The organism is Mesorhizobium sp. M4A.F.Ca.ET.090.04.2.1, from assembly GCF_003999085.1.
In the GTDB taxonomy this organism is placed as follows: Bacteria; Pseudomonadota; Alphaproteobacteria; order Rhizobiales; family Rhizobiaceae; genus Mesorhizobium.
In genome coordinates this window covers 1-9,229 of the sequence record NZ_RZOT01000214.1, presented here as the reverse complement: position 1 = coordinate 9,229, position 9,229 = coordinate 1, and the positions used below count along the sequence as shown (strand labels likewise).

Annotated in this window: 11 protein-coding genes; 3 read left to right on the top strand and 8 right to left on the bottom strand. The window is 65.0% G+C overall.

Annotated features, from left to right (window positions below; genetic code table 11):
- Positions 1-214: 214 nt before the first annotated feature.
- Entirely contained in the window at positions 215-400 is a 186-nt protein-coding gene (locus tag EN781_RS16555) for a hypothetical protein (protein ID WP_127400152.1), read from the bottom strand.
- 166 nt (positions 401-566) lie between these two features.
- Positions 567-860 carry a hypothetical protein gene (locus EN781_RS16550; protein WP_126055352.1) on the bottom strand — a complete coding sequence of 98 codons (294 nt, stop codon included), beginning with the start codon at positions 858-860 and terminating at the stop codon, positions 567-569.
- 484 nt (positions 861-1,344) lie between these two features.
- Here EN781_RS16550 and EN781_RS16545 point away from each other — a divergent pair, with 484 nt between their 5' ends.
- The 3 genes from EN781_RS16545 to EN781_RS16530 all read left to right on the top strand — a co-directional run bounded on the left by EN781_RS16545 (position 1,345) and on the right by EN781_RS16530 (position 2,663).
- On the top strand, positions 1,345-1,644 hold the full coding sequence (locus tag EN781_RS16545) for a DUF1236 domain-containing protein (RefSeq protein ID WP_126055351.1): 300 nt from the start codon (positions 1,345-1,347) through the stop codon (positions 1,642-1,644).
- A gap of 77 nt (positions 1,645-1,721) precedes the next feature.
- Complete coding sequence (locus EN781_RS16540; protein WP_126055350.1) at positions 1,722-1,919, top strand: hypothetical protein; 198 nt, start codon at positions 1,722-1,724, stop codon at positions 1,917-1,919.
- Positions 1,920-2,345: 426 nt separating this feature from the next.
- Positions 2,346-2,663, top strand: a complete 318-nt coding sequence (locus EN781_RS16530; protein WP_126055348.1) for a hypothetical protein — start codon at positions 2,346-2,348, stop codon at positions 2,661-2,663.
- Between the two features lie 501 nt (positions 2,664-3,164).
- Here EN781_RS16530 and EN781_RS16520 read toward each other — a convergent pair.
- Genes EN781_RS16520 through EN781_RS16495 form a run of 6 tightly spaced genes read right to left on the bottom strand, consistent with a single transcriptional unit; the run spans position 3,165 to position 8,977 of the window.
- Positions 3,165-4,085 carry a phosphatidate cytidylyltransferase gene (locus EN781_RS16520; protein WP_127422756.1) on the bottom strand — a complete coding sequence of 307 codons (921 nt, stop codon included), beginning with the start codon at positions 4,083-4,085 and terminating at the stop codon, positions 3,165-3,167.
- A 26-nt stretch (positions 4,086-4,111) separates the two neighbouring features.
- The gene (locus EN781_RS16515) at positions 4,112-4,780 is read right to left on the bottom strand and encodes a lysophospholipid acyltransferase family protein (RefSeq protein ID WP_126055346.1); all 669 of its coding nucleotides are present in this window, start codon (positions 4,778-4,780) and stop codon (positions 4,112-4,114) included.
- A 7-nt stretch (positions 4,781-4,787) separates the two neighbouring features.
- Positions 4,788-5,222 carry a hypothetical protein gene (locus EN781_RS16510; RefSeq protein ID WP_126055345.1) on the bottom strand — a complete coding sequence of 145 codons (435 nt, stop codon included), beginning with the start codon at positions 5,220-5,222 and terminating at the stop codon, positions 4,788-4,790.
- A complete protein-coding gene (locus EN781_RS16505) occupies positions 5,219-6,526 on the bottom strand; it encodes a phosphatase PAP2/dual specificity phosphatase family protein (protein WP_126059133.1) in 1,308 nt (435 codons plus the stop codon). Before EN781_RS16505 ends, EN781_RS16510 begins: the two co-directional genes overlap by 4 nt.
- Positions 6,527-6,563: 37 nt before the next feature.
- The gene (locus EN781_RS16500; protein WP_126055344.1) at positions 6,564-8,375 is read right to left on the bottom strand and encodes a bifunctional alpha/beta hydrolase/class I SAM-dependent methyltransferase; all 1,812 of its coding nucleotides are present in this window, start codon (positions 8,373-8,375) and stop codon (positions 6,564-6,566) included.
- Positions 8,372-8,977, bottom strand: coding sequence for a CDP-alcohol phosphatidyltransferase family protein (locus tag EN781_RS16495; RefSeq protein ID WP_126055343.1), 606 nt, complete (start codon positions 8,975-8,977; stop codon positions 8,372-8,374). Before EN781_RS16495 ends, EN781_RS16500 begins: the two co-directional genes overlap by 4 nt.
- Between the last annotated feature and the right edge of the window lie 252 nt (positions 8,978-9,229).

The window sequence follows — 9,229 nt, the reverse complement described above, 5'->3', positions numbered from 1 at the left end:
GGTCGACCGGCAGCTCACGCGCTTCCTGGTCGGCGGCAGCGACGGCGGCGTCCCCCAGGTCCCGCCGGCCGAGTTCCGCGCCATCCTGGACGTCTTCGACCGCCATTGGCTGCGGCACTCGGGCGCCTGAGCAGTCCCCACAAGGAAAGAAGGGATCGCGCAATATCCCCTCACGCCGCGGCGGAGACCGAGAGAGGAAGCCGTGCCGGGTGTTTCAGTCATCCTTCAAATCTTCGGCTTCGTCCTTGAGCTTGGTCCAGTCGGCACCATGCTTGCGCAACAAGGCGCGCGCCTGTTTCGGCGAGACGTCGGCAATTTCCGTCAGGTGCTCCACCTCCAGCTCTTGCCCTTTCACCACGCGGCTCGCCTGCTTTTTTTCTTTCTTTTCTTTGGTGGCCATCTCTGTGTCCTCTTCTTGCATCATCGGATCAACGAGGACCTAGAAGTGTTGGTTCCGGTTCCCATATTGTCGCTTGGCGGCTTGAGGTCCGGCCACGGTTGGTCGAGATTTGGTCGAGGCGGCGGCAGACCTGGCCGCCGGCAACGGCGCCCGCCGCGCCCAGTCTCTAGTCGGTCTTGCGCGGCACGATATAGCTGGTGACGGTCTTGTTCCCCACACCGCGCGTCACCGTTACGATCGCATGGCCGGCCGGCAGTGAACCTGTAATACTCAGGTCGATCTCTCGGCAGCGGCCGATGATTACGCCGTTAGCCGATCTGGCAAGACGCTCCTTCAATGACGCCCGGCATTGCTGGACCGACATGTAGAGGTCGGGCGGCGAATCGATAGGTCGGCAGACGGAGGTCTGTCCTCGGCTGCACGAAAGCAAAATCATCACCGCCGCGACCGCCGGATCCATTCTTGAAATTCTCCATTGTGGCAAGCGTCAACGCGTAAGGGCGGGCTTAGTTTCGAAACTGCTAAAGTATGAAGGCTGAAGCTGGCTGGCGGGACACATCGGTTCCTCCGCGGCGAGGGCTTCGGAAAGGACCGGACTGCGCAGGTTCCATTGAAAAGATTCTTGGCGAGCCAAGGATTTTCAGCCGAGTGCCATTCCAATCGCCAAGAACATGATGGCGACCGCGAACACCGGCGTGAGTAGCCAGCGTGCCTGATCGACGCTCTTATCCATGGATTCCTCTCCTGAACCTTGTAGCGAGCAACGAAGGCGGGCAATCAAGGGTTCCGGTTGCCGCCCCTGACGAGGCTATTGCGCCTGATAAGGTCGTACACGGTTCAGACCTAGGTCCTCATCGCGGAACGTTTGCAAAAACCTGGCGTTGGGTCTGCTTGCAGCGTGAAGACAATGTCGTCTGGCGCAACCACACCACCAGGAGGAAACTATGAAAATCTATCTCGCCGCAGCCGCTGCGGGGTTTTTGCTGCTGGCCGGTATCGGGGCTGCCGCCGCCGACACCCTGATCATTCAGCCGGAACAGGAAACGGTCATCCGGGAATATGTGAAGAAGAAGCCCCTGGCCTCGGTAGCGCTTCCTGGCGTGGAGCTCAACATCGGCACGACTCTTCCCGATACAGTCGAGCTTTATGAAGTTCCCGACGTGCAATACCGCTACGTCGTGATCGACAACCGGACGGTCCTCGTTGATCCGGGCACGCGCAAGATCATCAAAGTTTACGAATAGGCCAAACGCTTCAGCTCAGGCCCGCTGCATTTCGGTGCGGCGGGCCTTCAAGTCGCTCAAATATCGAGGAGCCATGCATGTTGGACCGTGAGATCGGGCAATCCCACGCCTTGGGACTGCGCGTAGCCGCCCTGAGGGCGAGGATGCGGGAAGCCCGCATTACCGAACACGAGATGAAGACCTTCCGGAAGGTCGCCGCGGTGATGGAAGACGGCCAGGGCCAGATTGGTGGCGACGACCTGATCGCCATATCCTTCGTGGCCGAAACCGAATAACGAGCCGGTGGGCCGGCTGTGAGGGCCCCAGGGCGTTGCGGGTCCACGCCCTGGTCGTCTTATCGGCCTTCGCCGGACGCGGCGTCGTTGTCTTTTGCGGCCCAGATTGCCCTAATTCGATCGCTGGCTTCCAGGTAAGCCATGTCGATTAGGTAGGTCAGAAGATCCTCACCGTCTGACCGCGCTCGCTCGCGGACTTCCCTCAACATTGCCTGGGCGAAGTGCAGGTTCCCTAGGCGGGTGGACTGTTCCATATGCGTTCCCAACCCTAAGTATTTCGCTTCCAAAAGTTATTAGACTAGTCTTACGTGATAATTACCGCTGCCAGGCAAAATTGGATTTGCAGCCGGCGAAACCGGCCCGCCGCTCGAAAGTGGGCCATGGCATGATCGCGGAGGGCTGCCACAACGCTCGGCGGCGTTAACCATGCCCTCGATTGTTGTCGAACCAACAGTGCGCCTTTCCCGTTTCGAAGCCATGCAGGATCATGGAAAGGCGAGATTCCGCTGTCGTCCAGAACCTTCGGGAAGCTGGATGGTGTGGGATGAGTCCGACAACGCTCCTGGTACCTTGGGAGGCCGCTCACTGGTCGGTCGCACCTGGCAGCGCGCCAAAGTGGCCTGCGATCTGCTGGCGCGCATTTATGACAACCGGCTGGATGCTCGATCGCTTGGCAAGCCGCGTGCCCACCCGGTGGATCGTGTCGACGAGCTCATCTCTTCCATCCGCAGGGCACGCGACTAGAGCATGATGCCGAAAAGTGTGAAGCGGGTTTCGGACGACATCATGCTCTATCTCTTTGATTTAGAGCCGGATTCAGATTTCAGGTCGATTCGACCTGAAATCATCCGGCTCTAGGGGGCGGTCAGAACGCGGTCCGGCGGCCCCATGCGACTCGCGGGCGGCCGCTGGGCCTAACCAATCGGGGCGAGCGCTGCCGGCCGGCGCCCGGTTCATCGGACCGTCATGAAACTGCGGCAAGTTGGGCGGGCAGTTCCCAACCTCCAAGAGCCATCTCGCCCGGTCACGCCGGGCGAGCTTTTTTGCTCGTTTGTCATTGGGCCGCGGTACGGCCGGCACGAAACCAAATCATCGACCGCGCGTTTCCAACCCAGCGAGGTCTTCTCGCTATCGACACCAAATCTGCCCGCCGGCCGCACACCGGCGGGCTTTCTTTGCAGCGGCCGCTGCCTGAATGGGCTCGGCTGGGTCAGGCGCCCACTTGCGATCGCAAGCCCATTCCCCTCACGCCGACCAGAAATACCTGACCGTGTGGAAGAACACCGGGGCGGCGAAGACCAGGCTGTCGGCGCGGTCCATCATGCCGCCATGGCCCTCGATCAGATGGCCCCAGTCCTTCACGCCCTGGTCGCGCTTGATGGCCGAGGCGACCAGGCCGCCGAGAAAACCCATCAGACAGGCGACAAGGGCGACGGCGGCCGCCTGCAGCGGCGAGAACGGCGTCAGGAACGACAACAGCGCGCCAAGCAGGCTGGAGGCGGCGAGCCCGCCGACCAGCCCTTCCCAGGTTTTCGACGGCGACACGGTCGGCGACAGCAGGTGTTTTCCGAACAGCTTGCCGAAGATGTATTGCAGCACGTCGCTGCCCTGCACGGTGATGATCAGGAAGGCGATGAGCAGGAGGTTGCGGCCCTCGAAGCCCGGCACGTCGAGCGTCAGCAGCGCCGGCACGTGGCTGACGAAGTAGACCGAGATCATGATCGCCCATTGCTGTGCCGAGACGCGCTCGAGGAAGCGCTCGGTGTCGCCGTTGAGCGCGGTGATCGCCGGCATCAGCAGAAAGCAGTAGACCGGGATGAAGATGGTGAAGAGCCCGTACCACGCCGTCCACACCAGCCAGTACTGGAATGGGATGATGATGGCGAACATGCCGAGCAGCACCCAGTGGTCGCTGCGCCGGCTGTGCGTCAGCGTCACGAATTCGCGCAGCGCCGCGAACGAGATCAGCGCGAACAGGATGGTCATGCCGGCATGGCCGAAGAAGAAGGCGACGGTGATCGCCACCACCATCACCCACCAGGCGTTGATGCGCTGGGTGAGATTGACGAGCGTCGGCGACAGCGGCTTCGGCGCTCGCCATGACAAGATGCCGGCGGTGACGCTGGCCGTCGACAGCACCGCGACCAGGCCGGCGATCAGGATCATGGTTTCATGTATCGGCGGTAGTGGCATCAGTCGTCTCGGTCGGGGCGGGGGTTGAGGGCGAGCAGCGTCTGGCGGGCGCGTTCGAGGAAGGCGCGCCGCTCCTCGCCGGGCGCGATGGTCACAGCCGGGCCGAAGACGACGCGGCACAGAAGCGGCACCGGCAGGAATTGGCCCTTGGGCAGAACCCGCGACATGTTCTCGATCCAGCACGGGATGAGCTCCACCTCGGGCCGCGCCATCGACAGGTTGTAGAGGCCGGAACGGAACGGCAGCAGCGGCTCGTCCGTGGTGTTGCGCGTGCCCTCGGGAAACAGGATCAGCGAATGACCCTGGTCGAGCACCGACAGCATGATGTTGATCGGGTTCTGTGACTCTTCGGTCCACTGCCGGTGGATCAGCACCGAGGACAGCATGTCCTCGGCGATGTAGCGGCGCAGCCGCGACTTGCCCCAATATTCGGCCGCCGCCACCGCATGGGTGCGGGCGCGCACTTTCTCGCTGAGGCAGGCCGAGAGCAGGATGAAGTCGCCATGGCTGGCATGGTTGGCGAAATAGATGCGCTGCCGCTCCGAGGGCTGGCTGCCGTTCCATATCGGTCGCACGCCGGTCACCACCCAGGCCAGCGCCGACAGGCCGACCGAGGTGATGGTCTGCAGGAGGGTGAAAGTGTTGGCGCGGATGTGGAGTTTTGTCATCGAAGTCTCAAAGCAATGCCGCCATCAGTGACGCCGCCGCGAACACCGCAAAGGCCATACGCTGCTTCATCAGCAGCCGGCGCGTACCCGATATCCGCTGGTCGAGCGATCGCGTCGCGGCAGGCATGGGCTTCAGCCGCATGCGGGCGAGCAAATCATCGACCGCGCCGCCGCCCGAAACCTCGCTGTCATGGCTCGCCATCAGCCGGAACAGCAGCGCGTCGAACAGGAGGAGCGCGGTGAAGGCGAGGGTAGCCAGAGCCGCCGCCGCAGCCACCAGCCACGCTGCCGCCGATAGCGGTGTCACCTGCGGCGCGGCCGCCAGCCCGATCACCGGCGCGGCGAGCAGGCAAGCCGCGACCGCCAGCAGCGGCCACGCCGCCTGCAGCATAAGTCCGGCGGCGAACGCGCCGGCTTTGTCCTGATAGCTATTGCTGTTCATGCCGCTTCGTCCACCCCGGCCTGAATGTGCACCGGTCGGCCGGAGGCGGCGAGCAGTTTGCGCGCCTGCGCGGCGGTGTGCGAGCGGCCGGTGCCGACCAGCCATGCGGCGGCGACCGTGGCGCTGCGCTGGAAGCCGAGCGCGCAGCAGATCAGCACCGTCCCCTGCCGGCGCGCCGCCTCGATCGCCGGCACCGCTTCGGAGAGTTGCTTCGCGGATGGCGGCAGAAGATCGAGCACGGCGAGGCTGATCCAGCGGCAGGATGCGCCGCGCGGCCGCTCCAGTTCGGCGGCAAGGTCGATCACCGTGCCGAAGCCGCTGGCCTCGGCAGCCGTCGGGAACCGGCCGAGGAAGACGCCGTCGGTGACAGGCACAATTGGCGACAGCGTGCGCGTCCAGGCCCAGAGATTGATTCTGGCGCCGACGCGGTAGGGCCAGAGCAGCAGCCGACTGGCGAGTGAGACGCGGCCGTCCGCCGCTTTCTGGAACACCTTGGCTCCGGCGCCGGCATAGCCGAAGGCGACGATGGCCAGCGCCAGCGCCGGCCACAGAAGGGCGAGGGCAACCGCCGAGACGAGGGCGCCGCCGGCCGCGCCCGCCAGCAGCAGTGTGGCCCCCAGCGCATAGAAGACCGCCAGCCGCTGCGCTTTCCTGTCGGTCGCCAGCCGGAAGCCGGCGAAAGGCAGTTCGCCCGTGCGCGGGAACACCCACAGCGCGAACAGGCCGAGCAGCGCGCCGGTCGGGATGTCGATGAAATGGTGCTGCCATGTCGTCAGCACCGAGGCGCCGATCAGGAAGCACCAGACGTGCCAGGCAATTCCTGAGATGCCGCTCAGCCGGTGCCGCCAGTGGTCCCAGATGATCGTAAGCAGCGCGATGTGCAGCGACGGCGCCTGGTTGAACGGCTTGTCGAAGCCGCCGAGCACCGCGAACAGGAAGCCCGGCAGCCCCGATGTCTCCGGCCGCACGAAGGTCGCCCTGAGCGGGAACAAGATGAAGCAGGTCACCGCGATTGCCTGCGCGGTCAGATAGCGGCCGGCGAGGCGGTCGACGCCGCGCCTGGTGTCGTTGAGAAGCAGCGACAGGCCGTAGAACAGGTTGATCGACCAGTAGGGCACGATCGTCCACGCCATGAACGGGATGTCGCGCTCCCACGCAAAGACAATGCTGCCGACATCGTCGCGTCGCGAGGCCAGCCAGTTGGCGAAGCCATAGGTCGAGTAGAACAGCGGCGCGAGCAGCGCCAGCCACAGCGCCGCGCGTAGCAGGATGGCGCCGAATCTATCCTTCGACGGCTCGGCGATGGCGGCTGGGGCAGGGTCGGCGGCGGGCACGGCTTCCTCAGACGCGCCGCGCGACCGAGACGGTGAAGATGCCCCACTGGTCGATGCGCTGGTCGATTTTCTCGAAACCGGCGGCCTTCACCAACTGGTCCATCTCGCCCTGCGTGCGCCGCCGCATCACCCAGGCCTGGCCGCCGCGATGCGAGGTCAGGCTACGCGCGATCATCTCCAGCTGCGGATGCCAGGGCTGGTTGGTGTAGATGATCAGGGCACCGGGCTGCATGGCGCTGGCGAGTCCGCTGAGCGAGCGGGAAATCAGCGCATTGTCGGCGAAGAGCTCGTAGAGGCCGGAAACGATGGCGAGGTCCGGCGCCGGCTTCAGCGCGGCGAGCATTCCGGCATCGAAGGCGTCGGCCTGGCGGAAGGTGACGCTGGTCGGCAGGTGCCGCTCGGCGATCAGCCTGGTGCCGAGCCCGACATTGAGCTCGGAATAGTCCTGCAGCCTGACGCTGGCCGGGGGCGTCGGGCATTTGGCAACGGCATCGAGCACGTAGCGGCCATGGCCGGCGGCGATGTCGACGATGTGCACGGGCCGGCCGGCGGACTTAAGCTGCTCCGTGGCGTTGCCGATCAGTTCTTCCAGATGGAGCTTGCGCTGGCGTATGCCGCGCCAGCCGATGGCGTCGAGGAAGGTGCGGTCGATCATGCGGCCGAGATGGGTCTCACCCCGGGCGTCGTTCTCATAGACGTAGTCAAGGGTGGAGCCCGAATCGAAGCCGGTGGTGATCCCCGTCTTGAGGCCGGTGGAGAACCAGGAGCCGATGCGAATGAAGGCGCGGCTCATCGCCCAGTAGAGGCCCTTGGGCGACAGCAGCGGCAGCGGGGAGGCGAGCCTGTCGGCCTCGTCGCGCGTGTAGCCGGAGCGGTCGGCCGCGGTCAGGTCGGCAGGCTTCTCCGGCGCTGAAAACTGCTTTTCGAGGAATGGCCGGACTAGGTCGAGCGCGTACTTGCGGTCGCGCTCGCCCAGCGTGTCGTGGAAGAAACCGGGCAGCACATGCCGCTCCTTGGCGGGGCTTGCCAGGTTGACGAAGAATTCGTGCTGCGGGCCGTGCCGCACCACCCAGTCGGCGCCCGAGATCAGCAGCTGTGTCGGCACGGTGATGGCGCGCGCGTCCGCGACGATGCGGGCGGCATGCGTGTAGAGCTCGACCAGTATGTTGGAGGCGATCGGCCTCGTGATCAGCGGATCGGCGTCGAAGGAGGCGATGCGCTCCGGATCATGCGTCAGGAACTTGGCCTTGACGTAGGAATTGACAAAGAAGCGCCCCTTGAGCCGCTGCCAGAGCGCGATACCCTCCTTGGCGAAGGGCACGTAGAGCTTGACCGAGAAGGCGGGCGAAGCCACCACCAGCGCGCGGATGTCGGGCGCATAATCATGCACCCAGGCGGCGGCGAGCACGGCGCCGAAGGATTGCGCGATGAGTGCTACGTCACGCTGGGAAAAACCGTCGCGGGCGATCTCGCGCACGAAGCAGTCGATGTCGCGCACCAGCGCGGCGAAGGACGGCGCATAGCCGCGCTCGCCGGCCGAGCGGCCGTTGCCGCGCGCGTCCCAGGCGTAGAAGGCGTAGCCGGGCATTGCGAGCTCGTCGACCAGATGCGCCATTCGCCCGCCATGCTCGTGGCCGCGATGGAAGAGAAGGATGGCGCCCCTGGGCTGCTCGCCGAGCGCCGGCCAGTAGCGGTAGAAGATCTCGGTGCCGTCATGGGTCTTGAAGGTCCGCTCCTCGGCCACGCGTTGGAGGCTCGCCGGTGCTGCTGCGGCGATATTCTGCTGATGGATCATGGTGTTGCCCCCGAGGTCGCTCATTGCCCGACTGCTCCTCTAAGGCCGCTGCGTATCCGGTTGATGGCGGTCGCCAGCGACAGTGTTGCGAGCGCCGGAAACACAAAGGGCGTGAGTGCCACCGGCCACAGGCCGAAAACGATCAACGCGCCGATGACGCCCAGCGCCAGCGCCCGGTCGCTCTTGCCGAACGGCCCTGCATAGTCGCGCGCCGCCCCCGCGGCGATGCCGAGCACGCCGGCGAACTCGACGATGACCGCCATGATCGCGAAGGCGACCACGCCCCAGGCCGGGAAGAGGGCGGCGAAAGCGAGGATCAGCGCCAGGTCGGAGACGACGTCGCAGAGCTCGTTGAGATACATGCCGAGTTTTGACGCCTGCCCATGTTCCCGTGCCAGCATGCCGTCGATCGCGTTGAGCGCCATGCGCGTAAACAGCGCCACCGGCATCAGCAGGAATACGGCCGGATGGGCCGCGAAGGCAGCCACCACCACGCCGGTGGCGACGGAAAGGCCAGCGGCCAGCAGCGTGATCTGGTTGGCGGTGACGCCGGCGCTGGCCAGGCGATCGGCCAGCGGCCGCAGCCTCGCCTGGAAGGCTGGTTTCAACGCATAAAGCGTCGGCATATGCGATCCCCCAACCGCGCCCGCGCATGGATCCCATGCGCCAAAAACCCCATGCCGCGACTCCTTCTGGATGCACGATGGCAAGAGGATGGTCAATCGGCGGTCAAGACGCAAGGGTGGCGTGCGCGCGCTTGCGACGCGGCTCAAATCTGCGTTTTGGAAGACCGGCCAGGAGCGGGCGGTACACCATGCGTGTACCAGCCCGTCCGGCGCCCCCGCCAAGCTGCTGAAACCCCGTCCGTCCCCAACAGC

Excerpts from the sequence above, each read along its gene's own strand:
- EN781_RS16555 (WP_127400152.1), bottom strand. The coding sequence starts at position 400 with ATGGCCACCAAAGAAAAGAAAGAAAAAAAGCAGGCGAGCCGCGTGGTG.
- EN781_RS16550 (WP_126055352.1), bottom strand. The coding sequence starts at position 860 with ATGGATCCGGCGGTCGCGGCGGTGATGATTTTGCTTTCGTGCAGCCGA.
- EN781_RS16545 (WP_126055351.1), top strand. The coding sequence starts at position 1,345 with ATGAAAATCTATCTCGCCGCAGCCGCTGCGGGGTTTTTGCTGCTGGCC.
- EN781_RS16540 (WP_126055350.1), top strand. The coding sequence starts at position 1,722 with ATGTTGGACCGTGAGATCGGGCAATCCCACGCCTTGGGACTGCGCGTA.
- EN781_RS16530 (WP_126055348.1), top strand. The coding sequence starts at position 2,346 with ATGCCCTCGATTGTTGTCGAACCAACAGTGCGCCTTTCCCGTTTCGAA.
- EN781_RS16520 (WP_127422756.1), bottom strand. The coding sequence starts at position 4,085 with ATGATCCTGATCGCCGGCCTGGTCGCGGTGCTGTCGACGGCCAGCGTC.
- EN781_RS16515 (WP_126055346.1), bottom strand. The coding sequence starts at position 4,780 with ATGACAAAACTCCACATCCGCGCCAACACTTTCACCCTCCTGCAGACC.
- EN781_RS16510 (WP_126055345.1), bottom strand. The coding sequence starts at position 5,222 with ATGAACAGCAATAGCTATCAGGACAAAGCCGGCGCGTTCGCCGCCGGA.
- EN781_RS16500 (WP_126055344.1), bottom strand. The coding sequence starts at position 8,375 with ATGAGCGACCTCGGGGGCAACACCATGATCCATCAGCAGAATATCGCC.
- EN781_RS16495 (WP_126055343.1), bottom strand. The coding sequence starts at position 8,977 with ATGCCGACGCTTTATGCGTTGAAACCAGCCTTCCAGGCGAGGCTGCGG.